A 20,552-nucleotide genomic window follows, 5' to 3' on the forward strand; every position below is an offset into this window, starting at 1 on the left:
TTAATAAAGCTCTATATCTTTAGAATTAAGTTCTTTATAAGCTGCACAAGCTTCTTGATGTTTTTGATCACAAGCCATACCAAAATATCTTTTTGCCTTTGTTAGATCTTGTTTTTCTAGTTGATTATAGCGTCCTAACAAATAACAAGCCTCACTAAAACCTAAAGTGCAAGATTTAGAATAAAAAGCAAGGGCAGATTTTACACTTGCCTTAACAAGCTCTCCTTTATCATATAAAGATCCTAACTGATAACAAGCTCTTGCATTTTTTAAATCACAAGATCTTTTATAAAAACTTGAAGCCATTTGTCCATCTTTTTCTTTTTCATAAAATAAAGCTATATTATTACAACTTAACGATTCTCCTAAAGCACAAGCTTTATTAAAAGCCAAAAGAGCTTCATTTTTATAACCTTGATTTTGCAAAAGCAAAGCCATATTAGAACACGCATTTGCTAAACCCAATTTACAAGCTTTATCATAAAATTTATAAGCTTGATTTAAATCCTTACTCACACCCTTAGCACTCTCATGCATAAAAGCTAAAGAAAAACAAGCTTTAGAAATATCTTTTTCGCAAAGATTCTTAAAAATTTCATAAGCTTTATCAAATTTATTTGCCTCGTAAAGTTTTAAACCCTCTTCTAGCTCACTTAATGCAAATAATGAATTAAAAAATAAAAATAAAGCTAAAAATATTCTCATCAATCTTCCTTTATATTTTCTCTAACATTTAAAATCTGTGCTCTTCTTTTTTGAAGTTCTGCTTTTTTAAGATCTAAAAATTTATTTTTTTCTTGGATTAAATTTTGACTTTGTTCTAAGAAATTTTTTGCAATTTTTATCAGAATAGGCTTATTAATAAGCAAAGCTTCAAACTCATAAACATTTAATTCATTTAAAACTCTTTCATAAATTTCGCTTTTTTTAGGATAAAAAAGTACAAATTCAGAACTATCAAGCTCATAAAGAACACGGCTTTCATTGATTTTACGACTAAAAAATGCAAGGCTTAGTTTTGTAGCATTTTCATAATTTGTAAAAGCCTTAAGATTTAATTTTTCAAAAAATAAATCAAGCTCTAAAATACTTTTAAATAAAAGCTCTTTAAAATCTTTCAAAAAGTACTCATCGCTTGCATTACAAAAAGCTCTTAATTCACTAAAATTTTTATCACTTTGGAAAATGTGATCTTTTTGTATGTTTGAAAATTCTGCTTTAAAAAGCAAAATTTCTCTTTCAAGTATGTTTATAAAATCTTTTAATTTCATCTTGATTTCTTCAAAAGATTTATAAAGTTCATTTTTGATTTTTTTAAACTCTTTACTCATCACATCACTATTATAAAACATCGCCAAAAAAGCATCGTCGCTTGAAATATAAGGCGCTTTATAATCATATCTTGTGTATAAATCTTTCTTTAAAAATCCTTTGCTTTCTTTGTAAAAATAAGCATCTTTTTCCTTAACACTTGCAAAAATTTCACTAGAAATTCTTTCGCTAATGCTTTTAAGCTGTTCTAAAATCTGATGGTTTAAAATTTCAATCTCTTTTAAAAAATTTTCATACGCTAAAAGTAAATGCTTTTCATAACTTTGAAATTGATTTAATAAACGATCAAAAATACCTACAAAAAGTTGGTTTTCATCTTCTAAAATTTCGCATAAATTTAAAATTTTTCTTTTAACAAATTTTTCTTTTAAAGCTGTTGTATCTAGCTGAGTTAAAAAATCAAGTAAAGATTGAAAATTAGATTTTTCATAGCTTTGCTCATCTTTAGCTTCTTTACAAGAAATGGCAATAAGCTTATCAAAATATTTTAAAAATACACTTTTTGCATAATTTAAAACATTATCTAGCTCTTCTGTATTTAATTTATCTTTTTGATTTAATACACAAATGCTATTTTCTCCTAAAAGTTCTAAATTTGCTTTTATGGCATCTTCTTCACTTTTTTTACCTGCATTATCAATCAAACTTAACCAAATCGCCCCATGAATATTTTTAAGCTCATCAAGAGTTGTTAAAGTATCATTTTCATTTGCATTTAAACCTGGAGTATCTACAAGAGTGATTTTTTCAAGTAAAGGAATGGGTGCAAAAATATGCAAACTTTTTGCTTGTTTTACTTCATTTCTTTGATCCGTATAAAAGGCTAATTTTTCTATATTTGTGATAATATCACTTCCATCTTCAAATTCTACTCTTAAAAAATATTCTTTTGCATAGCGTAAAAAAGTAGGTTTAAAAGTAACAGGAACAACACCCGTAGGCAAACAATCACGCCCTAAAATCAAATTTAGCAAACTTGATTTACCACTTGAAAACTGTCCTATAATAGCAATATTAACATTCTTATCTAAAGAAAACACAAGCTCTTTTAATTCATTTTCTAAAGCATAACTTGCGTGCATAAAAGGCTCGTTAAGTTCCTTGCAAAGCTCTTGAATACGCCCTTTAAAGCTATCATCAAAACTCACACTATAAGTATTTTCATAGGCTTTTATAAAATCGTTTAAAAGACTAATCTGCATTTAAAAGCCCCATTTCAAGTTGTTTTAATTTTTCAATTTTTTCTAAATTTTCTTCAAAAGAATTTAAAATATTAATATCTTGATTTTTCAGACTCTGTAAAACTTTTTCAAGACTTTCTAATTTTGATTTTTGATTTTTTTCATAATGTTTTAATTTATCATTTAAAAACTCAAAAAATGCTCCATTGATATTTAAAGAATTTAAAATTTCGCTCATTTTAAATTCTTTAAAAGTATCAAAAATAACCGTATCTAAATTCGTTTCAAGCTCGTATAAATCTGATTTTAGATTGCTTAATTTTTCAATTTTCAATCTTAAAAGTGCAAATTTTTCGCTTTGAAAAATACTATCTATATTTTTTGAAATTCCATCTTTAAAACCTTCAAAACCATTGTCAAAATCATATTTTAAAAAATCATATTTTAAAGATAAATTTGTTTTAAGCTCCTCGATTTTTTTAATATTTTCAAATTTAATTTCTCTTAAAATATCATTAATTCCATCTTTTGTAGTAATATCAACTATATTTAAAATACGAGAAAGATTAAGCTTTTGTGCATTATTTTTCAAATATTTAAACTCATCTATCAAGCGTTCTTTTAATTTTTTAGCCAAAAGTAAAACAAGATTATCTATGCCACTATCTATATTTTTAAGTTTTGCAATGGAATTTGAAATTTCATCTTGTGCTTCTTTTAACAAGGTATTTTGCTTTTGAAGTTCAAGTAAAAGTTTTTGATTTTCTTCGCTTACACCTTGTTTATTCTCCTTAATAAGATGATTTTGCATTTCATATTCGCTTAGAATATTTTTAAGCTCTAAATGTAATTCTTTTTTGTAAGCTCTTAAGGCAATCTTACTTTTTTCTCCTGCATAAAGCTCGTTAAAAAGATAGTTTTCAAATTCTTGCATACCACTTTTTTGCAAACTTTCCTTAGGCGCTAAACCCTTATAAAAATCACTTGCCATTTTAGCACTCACACATAAAAAATCAATCTTTTCCACCAAATTTTCATCTAAATCCACAAGTCTTGATTTTAAGCTTTCTTTGGTATAAACAATGACTTCTTCTAAATCCTTTTTGCTTAACAAATCCGCTTTAGTTAAAACAATTAAAAACTTACTCAGCCTTGAATTTAAAAGACAATGCACCAAAAAGTCTGCATCTTTTTGAGTCAAGCTTTGAGAAGCATTCATTAAATGAATTAAAAAATCACTTTCTCTAAGATACTCATTTGTAACAATTTCTCTTTGAACTACAACATCATCAAGTCCTGGAGTATCAACTATGGAAATATTATTTTTTAAAAATTCTAAATGACTTTTAATTTCTATTTTTTTAATTAAAGCTGAAATTTTATTTTTAGCTGAACTGAAATCTTTAAGCTCACAAAGTGCGATATTTTGTATTAAAGGTTTAACTTTGATAAAATCCTCTATATTTACACTCTTATCCAGCTTGTCAATAAATTCTTTTAAATCTGCATTAAAGTGCGAACTTTCAAGTATATTTTGCCATTCTTTCTTATCCCAAAAATATATCTTTGCTTCTTCGCTCTTACCATAACTTAATACTGTTAAATTAGCTGTTTCAGGTATGTTTGAAACGCCTAAAAAATCTTTTTTTAAAAGAGCATTTAAAAGGCTTGATTTTCCTGCATTCATCACGCCAGTGATGGCTATATTAAACTCTAAATTTTGAAATTTTTCCAAAGTTTTTTGAAGTCTTGATTTTAAATTTTCATCAAAACTTAGCTTTTGAAGCTCTAAATTAATGGTATTTAATTCTTTAAAATCATTTTGAAATAAAGCTTTTTGATCTATACTTTGAACTTTTTCTTGTGAAATAAAATCAAGCATTTCGGTATTTTTTGAAATTTTTTCTAAAATTTTTAGAGCCTTAAGCAAATCTTGCTTTGAAATAAAACCTGATTTAAAAAGATTTAAAATACAAATTTGAGCATTTTGTATACTAAAAATATCCACTCTTAAATCAATTTTTTTACAAAGCTCTTGAAATTCTTTTAAGAGAAAATATCTTTCATAATTGTCTTTATTGACACTTAAAATAATCGCACACTCAGCCGTATCAAGTTTGTTTTTATCTTGTAATTTAACATCAAAATTTAAAAATTGGAGTTCATTTTGCCAAATTTTTTGGAATAATTCTTTCATAATCTTCCCCTTAAAAAGGGGAAAGATTTATTTATTTCTTTGAGCAACAAGTTGTCTTCTCATATAAGCGATTTTACTTTGCAAAGGTAATTCTTTAGGACAATTATCTTCACAAGCAAGCAATGACATACAACCAAAAACACCATCATCATCGCCTACTAATTCATAAAAATCTTCTATAGTTCTATGATCGTGCGGATCTTGTAAATATCTAGCTGTTCTTAAAAGTCCTGTAGCAGCTATGAAATTTGGACGCATAAGTTTAGTTGCACAAGAAGCTACGCAAATTCCACACTCTATACAACGATCAAGTTCAAAAGTTTCATCCGCAACCTCTGGCTCAATACGTTCTTCAAGTTTAGAAATATCGGTTTCTTTTTCATTATGCACCCAGCTTTCAACACGCTTACACATATCTTCAAACCACTCGCCTGTATTCACACTTAAATCTTTAATATGTCTAAATGCAGGCATAGGCATAAGCTCTATCACTCCATCAGGATAATCTTTAGTCAAAGTTTTACAAGCAAGTTTTGGTACTCCATTAATCATCATCGCACAAGATCCGCAAATCCCTGCACGACAAACAAAATCAAAACTCAGATCCGCATCCATTTTTTCACGAATCAAAGTCAAACATACAAAAACCGTCATAAAAGGAGTTTCTTCAAGCTCATAAGTCACAAAATGTGGTTTAGAAATTTTGCTTAAAGGATTATATTTAAATGCCTTTATTGTCAATTTTCTACTCATAATCAACTCCTATTCTTTGGTTTGGTGCTTTATATTTAGCTTGTAATTCATAAGGCATTAAAGCATTTTGAATTTCATAACGACCTTTGCCTTCAGCTTCCATTTTTTCACGGATAGCATCCACTTCAGCTTGGCGTTTTTCACTTAAAGGATTTTCTATAATATTTCCTTTAGCTCCATATCCACGGAATGCTGGTGGAATTTCCATTTTCATAATATCAAGCTCTTCGTATTCTATGCGTGGTAAGGTTTCGCCTTCTACCCAAAAAGTATTGGTTCTTTTCATCCAATTTAAATCATCTCTTTTTGGATAATCTTCTCTATAATGCGCCCCACGACTTTCTGTTCTTAAAAGCGCTCCATAAGCTACACAAAGTGCTATTTTTAACATTCTTGGCACTCTATACGCTTCTTCAAGCTCTGGATTTGCACAATCAAGTTCTTTACAATGTACTTTAACGTCTTGAGAATCTTTATAAAGTTTTTCAAGTTCATCTACTGCTTCTTTCAAACCTTCACCTGTTCTAAAGATGGCCACCTTATCCCACATGATTTCTTTCATTCTGTTTTTGATTTCAAAAACATTATATTTACCTTCTTTATCTACTAAAGATTTTAAATATTGATACTCTTTAGTTAAGAAGTCTTTTACTACATTTGTGTCAATTACTTCACCATTATTTTTACAATAATCTGCAAAATAATCTCCCACTATCATACCTGCTACAACAGTTTCAGCACATGAATTTCCACCTAAACGATTAAATCCGTGCATATCCCAGCAAGCTGCTTCTCCACAAGCAAAAAGTCCGTTTAACCATTGACTTTCACCTGTTGGTTTAGTTCTAATTCCACCCATAGAATAATGCTGCATTGGAAGAACTGGCGCCCAACCTTTTGGACCTTCATCTGCTGGATCAATACCATTGAAAGTTTTGCAAATATCTTGTACATCACGGAGATTTTTTTCCACATGAGCACGACCCAATATAGAAATATCAAGCCATAAATGATCCCCATAAGGGCTTTTTACACCTTTGCCTTTACGAATATGTTCCATCATTCTACGACTTACCACATCACGACTTGCAAGTTCTTTTTTCTCTGGTTCATAATCAGGCATAAAACGATATCCATCCACGTCACGTAAAATTCCACCATCACCACGACAACCTTCAGTAAGCAAAATACCGCTTGGTACAATAGGAGTTGGATGAAATTGCACTGCTTCCATATTTGAAAGTCTGCAAAGCCCTGTTTCAAGAGCAATGGCTGCGCCCGTTCCTTCACAAATTACTGCATTTGTAGTTTGCTTATAAATTCTACCATAGCCCCCTGTTGCTATCATGGTTCCTCTTGCAATATAAGCAATAAGTTGTCCATTAGTTAAATCTCTAGCGATCACACCTAAGCATTTTTTACCATCATGGATAATTCTTACTGCTTCCATTCTATCAATAATTTTTACTTGATGTTTAATAGCTTCATTTGCTACACCATAAAGCATACAATGCCCTGTTGCATCTGCGATATAGCAAGTTCTCCATTTTTTAGTTCCACCAAAATCTCTAGCATTAATAAGCCCGTGCGCTTCTTCTTTTTCTTCAATCACAGTTTTTTGTGCATTGATTACAACAGTTCTTGGACCTTTGGTAACTCTAGTCCAAGGCACACCCCAAGCCGCAAGCTCACGCACTGCTTTTGGCGCAGTTTGAGCAAACATTCTTGCTACTTCTTGATCACAGCCCCAATCACTTCCTTTTACTGTATCTGCAAAGTGAAGATCTTCATTATCACCCTCACCTTTTGCCCCATTTGCTAAACTTGCCTGCATACCTCCTTGCACCGCTGCAGAGTGAGAACGCTTCACTGGACAAATACTTAAAAGTGTTACACTTTGGCCACTCTTTGCTACTTCAATAGCCGCTCTAAGACCTGCTAATCCTCCGCCTATTACTAAAGCATCACTATATTGTATATTCATAATTTGCTCCATTGTAGTTTTTTATCATCGCAGTAGTTTGGGTTTGATTTTGGTAGTTTTCATAACCTATCTTTATAAATGCTGCAAGACTTAACACACCTAAAACTAGGAAGAAAATACTGATTATCCATTTAGCAGTTTTAAGCTTTTTACGACTTTCTTTTACATTTTTTCCTTCAAACCAACCCCATTTAACACAAAGTCTATAAAGCCCTATACTTCCATGAAGCTCAACACACACTAAAAGAACAGCATAAAAAAGCCACATAAAATGACTTACAACCCTATCTCCTGACATATCACCACTAATTTTATCTGCATTGGTTACAATAAAAATAAGATGAGCAGAACCTAAGAAAAACATAATAAAACCTGTAAAAGCTTGAACCCACCATAACGAAGTATCGCTGTGATTCATTTTTTTACTGTGTGTTCTTAGTATTTGATACTGACGGTAATTAATAGGAAATTTTCTCATTGCAAGTAAAGCATGAACGAAAAAAACCACTAAAACACAGGCAGCCAAAAATGAAGTAAGATAACTCATAACAGGATTATCGTAAACAAATTTTAATTCTAAAAAATGTACCACAGAATTAAAAAAATCCTCACTGACTAAAATTGTAGAAACAAAAAGCATATGCACCCACATAAAAAGACCTAAAAAAAGCCCTGAGGCGCTTTGGATAAAGTCTAATTTCGCAGGCATTTTACTTTTTTTGCCCTCAATGCTCTTACCCAAATAACCTTCGATAAGCTCACGCATCTTTACTCCTTTGTAAAAAGAAATTAAAAAATCCATTTCATTATATTACAAAAGTCTTTAAGATAGATTAAATATTTACTTTTTTAAACTTTATACAAATATAAACTAACAAAGCTGTTATAAACATTATAAAACTTAAAATTTGTCCCATACTCATACCCCATAAAACAAAACCCATACCAAAATCAGGCTCGCGATAAAATTCACATATAAATCTTGCCAATGAATAAGCACCAGCATAAACAAGAATCAATTCCCCTTGAAAACTTTGCTTAAATCTTGCTAAATAAACTATAATAAAAACAACAATACCTTCTAAAAATGCTTCATAAAGTTGCGATGGATGACGCAATACTCCATCAACATAAATTCCCCAAGGCACATTTGTAATGCGACCAAAAAGCTCTTGATTTAAAAAATTTCCTATACGACCAAAAACATAAGCCAATGGAACACTTAAAGCAACCAAATCAAGAAAAATCCAAGGATTTGTTTTATATTTTTTACAAAACAATAAAGTAGCTATCAAAAATCCTATAATTGCTCCATGATAACTCATACCTCGAATACCTACAAATTCACCATTAATATAAGGATTAAAAATTTGCCAAGGATGAGTAATATAATACATAGTATTTGCATCATAAATCAAAATATATCCAAGCCTTGCACCTAAAATAACCCCTATTTCAACCCATATAAAATAACTATCCAAATGTTTTTCATTAATGTCTAGTTGAAATTTTCTTACAAAAAATTTAGCCAAAAGCAAAGCCAAAAGCAAAGCTATAACATACATAATGCCATACCAATGCACCTTTAAACCAAAGATGCTAAAAGCTATAACATTAAAATTTGAATAAATATGCTGCCAAAATTCCATATATCTTTCCTAATTTTCTTTTATAAAAATATAACAAAAAAACTTTAACTTGCTATAATTAACACAAACACATTAAATAAAGGTAAAAAATGAAAAAATATATTTTACTTGCTAGTAGTATGTTAATTTTAGCAGCTTGTGGGGGTACAAGTAGTAATTTTGTCAATGTTTCTATGCCAAATTTTAAACCCCAAGTTCCAACAAAGGTTGAACCTATTGATTCTGGAGTAAGCATTGCTCTTGAGCCTATTAATATAGAACAAAATAACAATTATTCTGATTATTTTGAAAATTCAGTGCTTAAAATTCGCATAGAAAAAGAAATTGATCTTTTAAAACAAAATTTAGAAGAGCAGATCAAAACCATCGCTCAACTAAAAGGCTATAAAATAGTTACTACTAATCCAGACTACACTCTTAAAAGTTCAATCAGTATTTATACAGAAGAAAAAAATGCACAAAAAACAAGCAATTTTATGAGTGGAGATTATGTAAAATCCAATTTAGGTATAAATTTTAAAGGTAAAATAGATTTTATAGATGCACACAATCCACAAAATTCAACCAATCTTTCAAGCAGCACCAAACTGGATTCTTTAGTTGCGCTTAACTATCCTATTAAAAATGATGATGGGGTTAATATGTTTAAAACTACTATCTCCACCGTACCAACTCAACTCAATAAAGGTTTGGAGCAACCTGCTTTTGAAATTGATAAAAGTTTTTTAGCTTTTTATAAAAATACATTAAATACACTTTATAACAATCTTCCAAAAGCAACAGACATAGGCAAAACTATACCTAATACAAACAGTAGTTTTAATAGTTTCGATGGCGATGCTACCTTTGAAGAAAGCTTACCTCAAACAAATTTTAATCAAAATAATACAATTGAAAACACACCTACGCAAAATATTCTTACAAATCCATCTTCAACAAATCAAAATAATCAAAGTAAAAATCAAGATGGGGTAGAAATATTTGAATGATAAAACTTGTGAGAAAATTAAATTTTCTCATACAAAAAAATAACTATCATTCTACTTTAAAATCAATGCTTGTTGCATTGCATTTTTTATCATCTCTCTTTTATCTTGTATTTCAAAAAAAAGCTCAAAAGCAAAAACCCCTTGCCATAAAAGCATATCAAGTCCATCTTTAATTTTTAAATGATGCTCTTTACACAATCTATAAAAAGGTGTTTCTCTGCCATAAATTACCTCAAAAGCAAATTTAGCTTTAGGTAAAATTCTATCTAAAAGCTCCCTATCGCAAGGTAAATTTTCATCTTTTAATCCAGCAGAAGTTGAATTTATAACCAAATCAAAATCAAAATCTTGCAAGTCTTTATAAAGATAAGTTCGATAAGCTAAAAAATCTTTAAATCTTTCTTTGCTGCGATTAGCTATATACACTTCTATGCCTTTTTGTTTTAATGTATAAGCAAGTGCCAAAGCTGTACCTCCAGCACCTAAAATCAAAGCTTTTTTTATATTATCAAAATCCTTAATAGCTTCTAAAAAACCTAAAGCATCAGTATTATAAGCGTAAATTTTGTCTTCTTTTAAGCATAAAGTATTTGCAGAGCCAATATTTCTAGCAAAATCATCCTTCACATCAGCAATATCTAAAGCTTTTTCCTTAAAAGGCAAAGTAATATTAGCTCCACTAAGTCCTAATTTAAAAAAATCTTCTCTTAAACAGTTAGCATTTCTTAAATGATAGCGTGTATAAATACTATCAAGCCCTAAGGCTTTAATAGCATTATTATGCATTCTAGGCGATTTAGAGTGAGAAATAGGATCGCCTATAACTGCTAAAAATTTCATTTTAAAGTAAAAGAAAAAGCATCTTTTGCAATATCCTTACGGATTTTAGCAAGTTCTACTGCAATATTTGCCTTTTCAAATGGTCCTATTAAAACCTTAGTAATTTCTTTACCTCCAACTGTAGTTTTATAAAGTTTATAATCATAACCTTTTTGTTTTACAGAAGCAAGTTCTTTTGATTTTTGATCCAAATTACTTACTGAGAAAATTTGCACATAAATACCCGATGCTAAACCACTTGGATGTACAGGTTTAGCATCAACATTTTTAAATAAATCATTTGCATTTTGTTCTTTTTTAGGAGTTTGTTTTGTGCTTTCTTTTTCTTTTTTTACAGCTGTTTGTTTTTTTACTTCTTCTTTAGGTTTTGCAGTTTGTTTTACTTCTTGTTTGGGAGCACTTGCTTGCGGAGTGGTATTTTCTGAAGTAGTTGCTGTTGGTTCTGCTGGAACTTCTTGATCAGGCATAGCAAAATTTGTAGTATCATTGTTATTTGAACTAGAGGTTGTTGTATTTTGAGTTGTATTTTGTTCATCTTGAAATTGTTTTCTTAATGCCTCAAATTGATCTTCTGCTGAAGTATTATCTGTAATTGGCATACTTTCAAAAGAAGTATCATTGTTATTGTCTTGAGTTGCTATAGGTTCACTTGGTAATACACTTTGATTTTGCGTATTTTCATCACCACTACCATTAATAAGTTTCATAACTATCATGATAGCTAAAAACAAAATAACTAAAGCAATAACTCGTAAAAGAATTTTTTTTACTTTTTCACTTTTATTACTTTTTTCTAAAATAATATCATCAAATTCATTTTTTTGATTTTCCATAATTTGTCCTTTCTTACATGTGCTTAGACCAAGAACTTCCTCGTTCTTTTTGATAAACCTCATAAGGCAATATTAAAATATTAAATTCTCTAGGTACATCCATACTAGGAAACACCTTCCATTCTACTGGCATTTTACTTGCAAACATCATTGAAAGTTTAGACGCTAAAGAATAACCTTCGTTTAACGCCGTGTGTCCTTTGTGAATATAAAGATGTAAATGTCCTGGAGTTTTAGTCTTATAGGCTGTGAAATTTATAAAACCTTCTTCTCTTAAAATAAGTTGTGCACGGTGATAAAATCTTTCAGCATTAAAACCATTATAATCAAAGACAATATTTTCTACTTTATTATCTTTTGTTATTAAATCATGAGCGACAACAATTTTTTTAGCAGCGTGTTCTCTCATGACATTTAAATTTAAAGGAGCATCAACTCTTTCAAATTTATCAAAAAATAAGCGACCTCTATGTGTAGTTTTATTTACAATTTTATCGCGTCTTATATAATAATGATCGCCAATTATTTTAATTAGCGACATATCCATTGGTGAAATCAAAACATAGCCCTTTCATAAATAATAAAATTACTTGCAAGTTTTTTTAATTCTTGTTTAATATTCTCTTGTAATTTTTCATTATTAATATCATCTAAAATATCTGCAATATAATTTGACACAGTTTCCATTTCTTTTTCTTTAAAACCTCTGGCAGTAAGGGCTGGAGTTCCGAGTCTTAATCCACTTGTGATAAAAGGACTTCTAATCTCTCCTGGAACGGTATTTTTATTTGCAGTAATACCTGCATTTCCAAGAGCTAAATCTGCATCTTTTCCACTAAATTCACGATCTAAAAAACTCATTAAAACAAGGTGATTATCTGTTCCATCGCTAACAAGTTTAAATTTTCTATCCATTAAAACATTAGCTAAAACCTGAGCATTGGTTCTTACTTGTTTTGCATAAACTTTCCACTCATCGCTAAGATTAAATTTAAATCCTACTGCTTTTGCAGCAATTACATGCATCAAAGGACCACCTTGAATACCTGGAAAAATCGCAGAATTAATTTTTTTAGCAAGCTCTTCATCATTTGCCATAATAATACCACCTCTTGGACCACGCAAAGTTTTATGTGTAGTTGAGCTCACTACATGAGCGTGCGGAAAAGGACTTGGATGTTCGCCTGCTACAACAAGGCCTGCAATATGAGCTATGTCAGCAAAAAGATAAGCACCTATTTCATCGGCAATTTCTCTAAATTTAGCAAAATCAATCACTCTTGCATAAGCACTAGCTCCACAAACTATAAGTTTTGGCTTTTCTTTTTTAGCAATTTCTCTTACTTTTTCATAATCAATTCTTCCATCAAGTTCTACACCGTAAAAACAACTTTCGTACATTTTACCTGAAGAACTTACTTTTGCGCCATGAGTTAAATGTCCACCATGACTTAAATCCATTCCTAAAATTTTATCACCTGGATTAATCAAAGCCGCATAAACACCTTGATTAGCTTGAGAACCCGAATTAGGCTGAACATTAGCAAATTTACAATTAAAAAGTTTTTTACATCTTTCAATGGCTAGAGTTTCAATCTCATCAACAAATTCACAACCACCATAATATCTTTTACCCGGATAACCTTCTGCGTATTTGTTCGTCAAGATACTTCCCATAACTTCCATTACTTCAGGTAAAGTGAAATTTTCACTCGCTATCATTTCAAGACCTTCGCATTGACGCTCTAACTCTTTGTTTGTTAAATCAAAAATTTCTTTATCAAACATTTCTAAACTCATTCTTTCTCCTTTAGTTCTGATTTTAATGGACGCATTGCAGGAAACAATATCACATCACGAATGGATTTTTTATTTGTCAAAAGCATAACAAGTCTATCTATACCTATGCCCTGCCCTGCCGTTGGAGGCATTCCATAACCCAAAGCATTTACAAAATCTTCATCCATTTCACAAGCCTCTTCATCGCCTGCATTTTTAGCTTCAATTTGTTTTAAAAATCTCTCATATTGATCAAGAGGATCATTAAGCTCATTAAAACCATTTGCCAATTCTCTTCCGCAAATAAACAACTCAAATCTCTCAGCAATCTGAGAATCCTCATCGCTACGTCTTGATAAAGGACTTATGGAAATAGGAAAATCAATCACAAAAGTAGGATTGATCAATTTTTCTTCCACATAATTGTCAAAAAGTTCAGCTTGCAAATGTCCAAGTTCAAGCTTTTCATTCGCTTCAAAACCATCTGCTTTTAATTTAGTAAGAATTTTTTCCTTATCTTCGATTAAATCCCTATCTAAACCACCATACTTACAAAGTGCGTCTTTATAGGTTATTCTTTCAAAAGGTTTGGAAAAATTTATCATTTTTCCATCAAATTCTATTGTTTTTCCTAAATTAAGTTTATCCAAAAGTAAAGCAAAAAGTTCTTCGGTTAAATCCATTAAATCTTTATAATTATGATAGGCCCAATAAAATTCTATAGTTGTAAATTCGGGATTATGAGTTAAATCCATACCTTCGTTTCTAAAACAACGATTGATTTCAAAAACCGCCTCAAAACCACCTACTATAAGTCTTTTAAGATAAAGTTCTGGAGCAATTCTTAAAAATCTTTCTACGCCTAAAGAATTATGAAAAGTTACAAAAGGCTTAGCGTTTGCTCCACCTGCAATCGGATGCATCATAGGAGTTTCTACTTCTAAAAAGCCTTTATTTTCAAAAAAATGACGGATTAAACTCACCACTTTAGAACGCACTAAAAAATCTTTTCTAACTTCGACATTCATTATCATATCAACATAACGTTTACGATATCTTTGCTCAATATCTGTTAATCCATGATATTTTTCAGGTAAAGGAACAATAGCTTTTGTAGCGAGTTTTACTTCGCTTGCATGCAAACTAAATTCACCTGTTTTAGTTACAAAAGGAAAACCTTTAACCAAAACAATATCACCCACCTCTAAATTCTTTTTTAAAATCGTATAAAGCTCTTCGCCTACGCTATCTTTACTAAAATAAATTTGTAAATTTGTATCCTCATCTTCAATGTTTGCAAAAATTGATTTCCCAGCTATACGCAAAAGTTTCAAACGTCCTGCAACAACAGCATTGACACTTTCATCTCTTTTTTCAACTTGCTCTAAAATATAAGAAAATTTATCCTTAAAAGTCTTTAAAGACATTTCCTTTTCTAAAAAATGAGGATAAGGATTAATCCCTAATTTTTTTAACTCTTTAGCTTTTTCTATTCTTTGCTGCTCTAAAATATTATCAAACATTTATATTTTTACCTTTGCTTTTTGATTATTACAATCACCACAAACACCATAAAGCTGCATCAAATGCCCTGTAAGTTTAAAACCATGTTCTTTTGCAATCAAGGCTTGCTGTCTTTCTATAATAGGATTTTCAAACTCTATAATTTTTCCGCAATTTTTACATATCATATGATCATGGTGAGGTTTATTAGCAAGCTCATATTTTTTACCTGCTGAACCAAAAGAAATGGAAGTTACCATTTCTGCTTCTTCAAGTAAATTTAAAGTACGATAAACAGTTGCAATTCCTACATTTAAATCAGGTTCAGCTTGTTTGATTTCCATATATAAACTTTCGGGTGTGTAATGAGTATCACTGTGATAAAGAGTTTTTAAAAGTACTTCTCTTTGCTTGGTATATTTAAGTCCGCCTTGTCTTAATATTTTTTTAAATCTCTCAAGTAAAACATCATATTCCACATTTTCTATCAGCATATCACTCCCCTTTTTGAGTATTGTTTAAATCACTTACAATATCTTGCAACTTTTCACTAGCATGATCTAGACTATTTTCTGTTAAAGGTTGATTCATAATAAAAGATCCCGTTTCTTTAAGTAAATTTAAAGTATAGCTATTTTTAGCAAAATTATCTAATTTATCATTTAAAAAATCAATTCTTGCCACACAAAAAACTAAAATTGCAAAAATTAAAAAGATTTTTGCTCCACCAAATATAAAGCCACCAATACGATCTAAAAAACCTAGGCCACTTAATTTAATCAACCTAGAAAGAAAATTACCCACCAATAAACAAACTATCCAAAAAATAATTAATATGGCTAAAAATCCAGCAAATCCAGCTAAGCTTTGATTTTCTATCTTATAAAAAGTACTTTGTATAAATTCAGCTGCTTGAGTTGCATATTTTGAAGCAATAAAAACACCACCAATAATACCCAAAAGTCCAAAAATTTCTTTTATCAAACCATTGATAATACCCTTAAGCCCTAAAAGCAAGGTAAATCCTAAAATAAAAGCATCAAACCAATAAAAATTCATTTCAATCACTCTCTGATTTTTTTTTGTTTTAAATTTATTCTACAAATAAGCACTAAATGCTAAGTTAATCATTCTATGATTTTAGGAACAACAAAAAAATGTTCTTGTTTTTTTGGAGCACAATCTAAAACCTCATCAATAACATTGCTATTTCTTATCTCATCAATCCTCAAAGGAGCTCCACCTTTTATAGTACTCACAGTAATCTCTTGGGAATCTAAATCAAGTTCGTTTAATTTTTCAACAAAATTCACAATTTCACTTAACTGTGCAATAGTTTCATTTCTGTTTTTTGTTATTTGTAAAGCACTTAATTTTTCAAGCTTGCTTAATAATTTCTCATCTATTTGCATTTCTTAAACCTTAATAAAAAAGTTAAAATTTTGAAAATTATATCATAAAAAGCTTTAAATTGTTTAGGATATTTTGCAATTTATATGATACAATATCATAATTTTTCTATACAAAAATAAAAATATTTTTTCAAGGATAAATTTTGGGACTAAAAGATAATTTAAAAGCTGTTAAAAATGAACTTAACACAGAAGAACGATTTATAGAAAATTTTATCAAAGGAGAGAGATTTATACGCAAGTATAAATTTTATATATCTGCTGTTGTGATAATTTTAGTTGCTTGGTTTGCTGGAAATTTTATAATCTCAAAAATAAACGATTATAAAACAAAAGAAGCAAATGAAATTTATGCCAATCTAATACAAGATCCTAGCAATAAAAATCTTTTAGAACAACTTAAAAATAAAAATACTAATCTTTACACTATCTTTTTACTAAAAGAAAATATTAATGATCTTAATAATACAGCCTTTCAAAATGAACTAAAACAAATTTATAATAATGCTCAAACAAACACTTTACTTAAAAATATTATTGCATTATCTTTAGGAGATAAATCAATATTTTTAAAAAATTATGATAAATTATTAGAAGCTTACAAACTTTTAGAGCAAAATAAAATCGAAGAAGCTAATGTTTTACTTTCTCGGATAAAAGAAAATTCAAGTTTAAATCAAATAGCTAAAAACCTCAAACATTATCAAGGCATTACACAATGAAAAAAATATTTTTAACACTATTTTGTTTAATATTTCTATGTGCTTGTGGCACCAAAAGACAATATTTTGAACCAAAACAAACCGATGGAGATTTAAGTCATAATAGCAATTTAAAAAGTAAAATCGTTGATTGGAATCTAGTTTCTGCAAAACTTAGCAATAATACAGCTATCTTAAAAAATAATATCTCCATAGACAAGTTTAAACTTCCTAAAAATTATATGCTTCTAGCTTATCAAGATGGGGAATATTTTACTGCAGATAATAATGGAAATTTAAAAATTTTTGACAATTCTTATAATGAAATTTATAATTTTCAATTTGACGCTAGTGTTGTAGGAGTAGCTTCTAATGGAGATGATTTAGCCCTTGTACTTGCAAACAATACTATAGTTCTTGCAAATCGTTCTTTGGGTATTAAATTTAGTCAAACCCTAACCTCAGCTCCAGCTCAAGACAGTCGTACCGCTAATCCTATATTTTTAGACAATATCATCGTATATCCAACGCTAGATGGCAAAATTTTAATTCTTTCAAGAAACAATCTTCAAGTCATTAAAGATGTGGTTATTTCAGCAGAAAATTTTTTCAACAATGTAATCCATCTAAGTGTAATCGGAGATAAACTTATAGCAGCAACAGCTAAAAAAATCATTGTTGTAAGCCCTGCTAGAACTCTTTATCTTGACGCTGACATAAAAGATGTTGCACTTAGTGATGATGGTATTTTTATACTAGAAAAAGATGGCACTATTATTAAAACTGATTATAACTTAAGAAAAATTGCAGAAAAAAAATTTGAATTTGCTATTTTTGTAAAAAGCAATATATACAATAATTATTTATACATTTTTGAAAAAACAGGCTATCTTATCAAAATGAATCTAAATTTAGATAATACACAAGTATTTAAACTTTCAGAAGCTGTTGATAAAATTTCTTTCATGGGGAATGGTAAATTTTACTACGGAGATAAAATTTTAGATTTGCTATGATAAAAATTTTAGAACAAACAATAAAGTCTTTAAAATTAAATTTAAAGCCCTATGACTTAAGTATGTTGACTAGAAAAAAAAGTTATATTTGTGCTAAAGATCAAAATAACATTCTTTTTATGTATACAGGAAAAACAAAATTTTTAATGAAAGATGCCTTATTTTTAGAAAATCTAGCACAGCAAATTAACATAAATAACAAATATTTTTTTAGTATGGCTTCTCTTTGCTCTAAAGCAAAAAATCATCTAGAAATGAAAGGATTTAATATCTATGTTGCTCTGTGATATTGGGAATTCAAATGCTAATTTCCTAGATGATAACAAATATTTTACTCTTAGTATAGATCAGTTTTTAGAATTTAAAAATGAACAAAAAATTTTTTATATCAATGTCAATGAACATCTCAAAGAACATTTAAAAAATCAAAAAAAATTTATCAATCTTGAACCTTATTTTTTATTTGATACAATTTATCAAGGATTAGGAATCGATCGCATAGCAGCTTGTTATACTATTGAAGATGGAGTTGTTGTAGATGCAGGTAGTGCTATTACAATTGATATTATTTCTAATTCTATACATCTTGGTGGTTTTATCTTGCCAGGTATTGCAAATTATAAAAAAATTTATAGCCATATTTCACCACGATTAAAAAGTGAATTTAACACTCAAGTTAGTCTTGATGCATTCCCACAAAAAACCATGGATGCTTTAAGTTATGGTGTTTTTAAAGGAATTTACCTACTGATAAAAGATACCGCTCAAAATAAAAAGCTTTATTTCACTGGTGGAGATGGGCAATTTTTAGCAAATTATTTCGATCACGCAATTTATGATAAACTTTTAATCTTTCGAGGAATGAAAAAGATTATAAAAGAAAATCCCAATTTACTTTATTAAAAATGTTACAAAAATTCTCATTGATATCAAACCTTAATGAAATTTAACTTTTTGTAAAACAAATTCAATTAAACTTCTATTTAGAAAAAAGTTTATTAAAATAAAAAAAGGAAAAACAATGAGCCAACAAGAATTTGATGTGCTTGTCATCGGAGCTGGAATTTCAGGAGCAGCATTATTTTACGAGCTTGCAAGATATACAAATATTAAAAATATTGCTTTGATAGAAAAATATAATACAGCTGCAACATTAAATTCTAAGGGAACGAGTAATTCTCAAACCATTCATTGTGGAGATATTGAAACCAATTATACTTTAGAAAAAGCGCGAAAAGTAAAAAGAACAGCTGATATGATAGTTAAATATGGACTCATGCAAAATGCGCAAAATAATTTCATGTTTTCTCATCAAAAAATGGCTCTAGCTGTTGGAGATATAGAATGTGATTATATGAAAAAACGCTATGAAGAATTTAAAGAACTTTATCCTTATATAAAATTTTTCGATAAAGCAAAAATCAAACAAATTGAACCCAAGGTTGTTTTAGGAGAAGATTGCAATCAAGATAGACCTGAAAATATCTGCGCCATGGGTGTTGAAAGCGGCGAGGTTTTTACAACTGTAGATTTTGGGAAAATGAGTATAAATCTAATAGAACAAGCCCAAAAACAAAATAAAAATACTTTCGTTGCCTTTAATCAAGAAATTATTCACATAGAAAAAAAGGATGATATTTTTATATTAAAAACCTCAAATCATCAAGAATACCATGCCAAAAGCGTAGTTGTCAATGCTGGAGCGCACTCTTTATATTTAGCACATAAAATGAACTTAGGTATGGATAAGTCTTGTTGGCCTGTTGCAGGAAGTTTTTATTTAACCAAACAAAAACTTTTAAATGGCAAGGTTTATATGGTGCAAAATCCTAAACTTCCATTTGCAGCTCTTCATGGAGATCCTGATTTACTTGCTAATATGAACACTCGCTTTGGACCTACTGCACTTGTTATTCCAAAACTAGAACGTTATCATGGTCTAAAATCAGTTCCAGAATTTTTTGAAGCACTAAAACTTGATAAAACTGTTTTAAAAGTAACTTTTAATATGTTTAAAGATGCAACAATTAGAAATTACATCTTTTATAATTATCTTTTTGAACTACCTTTTATTGATAAAAGCTTATTTGTTAAAGATGCCAAAAAAATAGTCCCAAGTCTTAAAGCAAGCGATATTTATTATGCAAAAGGTTTTGGAGGCGTAAGACCACAAGTTATTGATAAAACTAAAGGAGAATTAATGCTAGGTGAAGCAAGCATCACAGAAACCCCTGGTATTATTTTCAATATGACTCCAAGTCCTGGAGCAACAAGTTGTCTAGGAAATGCTGAAAGAGATGCAAAGCTTGTATGTAATTACCTAGGAATGGAATTTAACGAAGATAAATTTTCTTCAGAATTATTGTAATCATTTTGTTTCTAT

Annotated in this window: 21 protein-coding genes; 6 read left to right on the forward strand and 15 right to left on the reverse strand. The window is 29.5% G+C overall.

The features are described 5' to 3' along the window. From AJ932_RS00750 to lgt, 7 genes are all read right to left on the reverse strand, one after another. Positions 1-705, reverse strand: coding sequence for a tetratricopeptide repeat protein (locus AJ932_RS00750; protein WP_044780457.1), 705 nt, complete (start codon positions 703-705; stop codon positions 1-3). Continuing rightward, the gene (locus AJ932_RS00755; RefSeq protein WP_044780456.1) at positions 705-2,534 is read right to left on the reverse strand and encodes a dynamin family protein; all 1,830 of its coding nucleotides are present in this window, start codon (positions 2,532-2,534) and stop codon (positions 705-707) included. Before AJ932_RS00755 ends, AJ932_RS00750 begins: the two co-directional genes overlap by 1 nt. Next, on the reverse strand, positions 2,524-4,710 hold the full coding sequence (locus tag AJ932_RS00760) for a dynamin family protein (RefSeq protein ID WP_070278291.1): 2,187 nt from the start codon (positions 4,708-4,710) through the stop codon (positions 2,524-2,526). Before AJ932_RS00760 ends, AJ932_RS00755 begins: the two co-directional genes overlap by 11 nt. Before the next feature lie 27 nt (positions 4,711-4,737). Further along, the gene (locus AJ932_RS00765; protein ID WP_002938180.1) at positions 4,738-5,463 is read right to left on the reverse strand and encodes a fumarate reductase iron-sulfur subunit; all 726 of its coding nucleotides are present in this window, start codon (positions 5,461-5,463) and stop codon (positions 4,738-4,740) included. Beyond that, positions 5,456-7,447 carry a fumarate reductase flavoprotein subunit gene (locus AJ932_RS00770; protein ID WP_002861159.1) on the reverse strand — a complete coding sequence of 664 codons (1,992 nt, stop codon included), beginning with the start codon at positions 7,445-7,447 and terminating at the stop codon, positions 5,456-5,458. The genes AJ932_RS00765 and AJ932_RS00770 overlap by 8 nt, the downstream gene beginning before the upstream one ends. After that, complete coding sequence (locus AJ932_RS00775) at positions 7,431-8,213, reverse strand: fumarate reductase cytochrome b subunit (RefSeq protein ID WP_002854660.1); 783 nt, start codon at positions 8,211-8,213, stop codon at positions 7,431-7,433. Before AJ932_RS00775 ends, AJ932_RS00770 begins: the two co-directional genes overlap by 17 nt. Before the next feature lie 67 nt (positions 8,214-8,280). Next, the gene (gene lgt / locus AJ932_RS00780; protein ID WP_070233628.1) at positions 8,281-9,096 is read right to left on the reverse strand and encodes a prolipoprotein diacylglyceryl transferase; all 816 of its coding nucleotides are present in this window, start codon (positions 9,094-9,096) and stop codon (positions 8,281-8,283) included. Positions 9,097-9,185: 89 nt separating this feature from the next. Between lgt and AJ932_RS00785 the strand changes: the two genes are divergently transcribed. Continuing rightward, positions 9,186-10,085 carry a membrane lipoprotein lipid attachment site-containing protein gene (locus tag AJ932_RS00785; RefSeq protein ID WP_070233629.1) on the forward strand — a complete coding sequence of 300 codons (900 nt, stop codon included), beginning with the start codon at positions 9,186-9,188 and terminating at the stop codon, positions 10,083-10,085. Between the two features lie 51 nt (positions 10,086-10,136). Here the strand turns inward: AJ932_RS00785 and AJ932_RS00790 are convergent, their stop codons facing one another. From AJ932_RS00790 to gatC, 8 genes are all read right to left on the reverse strand, one after another. Continuing rightward, on the reverse strand, positions 10,137-10,925 hold the full coding sequence (locus tag AJ932_RS00790) for a shikimate dehydrogenase (RefSeq protein ID WP_070233630.1): 789 nt from the start codon (positions 10,923-10,925) through the stop codon (positions 10,137-10,139). Continuing rightward, positions 10,922-11,758, reverse strand: coding sequence for an SPOR domain-containing protein (locus AJ932_RS00795; RefSeq protein ID WP_004313898.1), 837 nt, complete (start codon positions 11,756-11,758; stop codon positions 10,922-10,924). Before AJ932_RS00795 ends, AJ932_RS00790 begins: the two co-directional genes overlap by 4 nt. Positions 11,759-11,771: 13 nt before the next feature. Then, positions 11,772-12,317, reverse strand: a complete 546-nt coding sequence (locus AJ932_RS00800) for a DUF1882 domain-containing protein (RefSeq protein ID WP_002870803.1) — start codon at positions 12,315-12,317, stop codon at positions 11,772-11,774. Beyond that, the gene (locus tag AJ932_RS00805) at positions 12,314-13,558 is read right to left on the reverse strand and encodes a serine hydroxymethyltransferase (protein WP_002870802.1); all 1,245 of its coding nucleotides are present in this window, start codon (positions 13,556-13,558) and stop codon (positions 12,314-12,316) included. The genes AJ932_RS00800 and AJ932_RS00805 overlap by 4 nt, the downstream gene beginning before the upstream one ends. Beyond that, a complete protein-coding gene (gene lysS, locus AJ932_RS00810) occupies positions 13,555-15,060 on the reverse strand; it encodes a lysine--tRNA ligase (RefSeq protein WP_002869930.1) in 1,506 nt (501 codons plus the stop codon). The genes AJ932_RS00805 and lysS overlap by 4 nt, the downstream gene beginning before the upstream one ends. Then, positions 15,061-15,534, reverse strand: coding sequence for a Fur family transcriptional regulator (locus AJ932_RS00815; protein ID WP_002854230.1), 474 nt, complete (start codon positions 15,532-15,534; stop codon positions 15,061-15,063). 1 nt (position 15,535) lies between these two features. Next, positions 15,536-16,099 carry a CvpA family protein gene (locus tag AJ932_RS00820; protein WP_002869932.1) on the reverse strand — a complete coding sequence of 188 codons (564 nt, stop codon included), beginning with the start codon at positions 16,097-16,099 and terminating at the stop codon, positions 15,536-15,538. Between the two features lie 68 nt (positions 16,100-16,167). Then, positions 16,168-16,452 carry an Asp-tRNA(Asn)/Glu-tRNA(Gln) amidotransferase subunit GatC gene (gene gatC, locus AJ932_RS00825; protein WP_002858734.1) on the reverse strand — a complete coding sequence of 95 codons (285 nt, stop codon included), beginning with the start codon at positions 16,450-16,452 and terminating at the stop codon, positions 16,168-16,170. A gap of 143 nt (positions 16,453-16,595) precedes the next feature. Here gatC and AJ932_RS00830 point away from each other — a divergent pair, with 143 nt between their 5' ends. The 5 genes from AJ932_RS00830 (at position 16,596) to AJ932_RS00850 (ending at position 20,537) form a co-directional block, all read left to right on the forward strand. Then, positions 16,596-17,174 (forward strand): hypothetical protein, encoded by a 579-nt coding sequence (locus AJ932_RS00830; protein ID WP_002895444.1) that lies wholly within the window; start codon positions 16,596-16,598, stop codon positions 17,172-17,174. Beyond that, complete coding sequence (locus AJ932_RS00835; RefSeq protein ID WP_002869933.1) at positions 17,171-18,169, forward strand: hypothetical protein; 999 nt, start codon at positions 17,171-17,173, stop codon at positions 18,167-18,169. The genes AJ932_RS00830 and AJ932_RS00835 overlap by 4 nt, the downstream gene beginning before the upstream one ends. After that, the gene (locus AJ932_RS00840; RefSeq protein ID WP_002859475.1) at positions 18,166-18,456 is read left to right on the forward strand and encodes a hypothetical protein; all 291 of its coding nucleotides are present in this window, start codon (positions 18,166-18,168) and stop codon (positions 18,454-18,456) included. The genes AJ932_RS00835 and AJ932_RS00840 overlap by 4 nt, the downstream gene beginning before the upstream one ends. Continuing rightward, a complete protein-coding gene (locus AJ932_RS00845) occupies positions 18,443-19,072 on the forward strand; it encodes a type III pantothenate kinase (RefSeq protein WP_070276421.1) in 630 nt (209 codons plus the stop codon). The genes AJ932_RS00840 and AJ932_RS00845 overlap by 14 nt, the downstream gene beginning before the upstream one ends. A gap of 118 nt (positions 19,073-19,190) precedes the next feature. Beyond that, a complete protein-coding gene (locus tag AJ932_RS00850) occupies positions 19,191-20,537 on the forward strand; it encodes an FAD-dependent oxidoreductase (protein ID WP_070276419.1) in 1,347 nt (448 codons plus the stop codon). Positions 20,538-20,552 lie beyond the last annotated feature (15 nt).

It is taken from the genome of Campylobacter sp. BCW_6873 (assembly GCF_001762365.1).
Taxonomy (GTDB): Bacteria; Campylobacterota; Campylobacteria; order Campylobacterales; family Campylobacteraceae; genus Campylobacter_D; species Campylobacter_D jejuni.

What these genes read in the sequence shown, in the direction of transcription:
- AJ932_RS00805 (WP_002870802.1), bottom strand. Translation starts at nt 13,558, where the DNA reads ATGAGTTTAGAAATGTTTGATAAAGAAATTTTTGATTTAACAAACAAA.
- AJ932_RS00845 (WP_070276421.1), top strand. Translation starts at nt 18,443, where the DNA reads ATGTTGCTCTGTGATATTGGGAATTCAAATGCTAATTTCCTAGATGAT.
- AJ932_RS00815 (WP_002854230.1), bottom strand. Translation starts at nt 15,534, where the DNA reads ATGCTGATAGAAAATGTGGAATATGATGTTTTACTTGAGAGATTTAAA.
- AJ932_RS00770 (WP_002861159.1), bottom strand. Translation starts at nt 7,447, where the DNA reads ATGAATATACAATATAGTGATGCTTTAGTAATAGGCGGAGGATTAGCA.
- AJ932_RS00765 (WP_002938180.1), bottom strand. Translation starts at nt 5,463, where the DNA reads ATGAGTAGAAAATTGACAATAAAGGCATTTAAATATAATCCTTTAAGC.
- lgt (WP_070233628.1), bottom strand. Translation starts at nt 9,096, where the DNA reads ATGGAATTTTGGCAGCATATTTATTCAAATTTTAATGTTATAGCTTTT.
- AJ932_RS00840 (WP_002859475.1), top strand. Translation starts at nt 18,166, where the DNA reads ATGATAAAAATTTTAGAACAAACAATAAAGTCTTTAAAATTAAATTTA.
- AJ932_RS00750 (WP_044780457.1), bottom strand. Translation starts at nt 705, where the DNA reads ATGAGAATATTTTTAGCTTTATTTTTATTTTTTAATTCATTATTTGCA.
- AJ932_RS00755 (WP_044780456.1), bottom strand. Translation starts at nt 2,534, where the DNA reads ATGCAGATTAGTCTTTTAAACGATTTTATAAAAGCCTATGAAAATACT.
- AJ932_RS00775 (WP_002854660.1), bottom strand. Translation starts at nt 8,213, where the DNA reads ATGCGTGAGCTTATCGAAGGTTATTTGGGTAAGAGCATTGAGGGCAAA.
- AJ932_RS00795 (WP_004313898.1), bottom strand. Translation starts at nt 11,758, where the DNA reads ATGGAAAATCAAAAAAATGAATTTGATGATATTATTTTAGAAAAAAGT.
- AJ932_RS00850 (WP_070276419.1), top strand. Translation starts at nt 19,191, where the DNA reads ATGAGCCAACAAGAATTTGATGTGCTTGTCATCGGAGCTGGAATTTCA.
- AJ932_RS00835 (WP_002869933.1), top strand. Translation starts at nt 17,171, where the DNA reads ATGAAAAAAATATTTTTAACACTATTTTGTTTAATATTTCTATGTGCT.
- AJ932_RS00785 (WP_070233629.1), top strand. Translation starts at nt 9,186, where the DNA reads ATGAAAAAATATATTTTACTTGCTAGTAGTATGTTAATTTTAGCAGCT.
- lysS (WP_002869930.1), bottom strand. Translation starts at nt 15,060, where the DNA reads ATGTTTGATAATATTTTAGAGCAGCAAAGAATAGAAAAAGCTAAAGAG.
- AJ932_RS00820 (WP_002869932.1), bottom strand. Translation starts at nt 16,099, where the DNA reads ATGAATTTTTATTGGTTTGATGCTTTTATTTTAGGATTTACCTTGCTT.
- AJ932_RS00790 (WP_070233630.1), bottom strand. Translation starts at nt 10,925, where the DNA reads ATGAAATTTTTAGCAGTTATAGGCGATCCTATTTCTCACTCTAAATCG.
- AJ932_RS00760 (WP_070278291.1), bottom strand. Translation starts at nt 4,710, where the DNA reads ATGAAAGAATTATTCCAAAAAATTTGGCAAAATGAACTCCAATTTTTA.
- gatC (WP_002858734.1), bottom strand. Translation starts at nt 16,452, where the DNA reads ATGCAAATAGATGAGAAATTATTAAGCAAGCTTGAAAAATTAAGTGCT.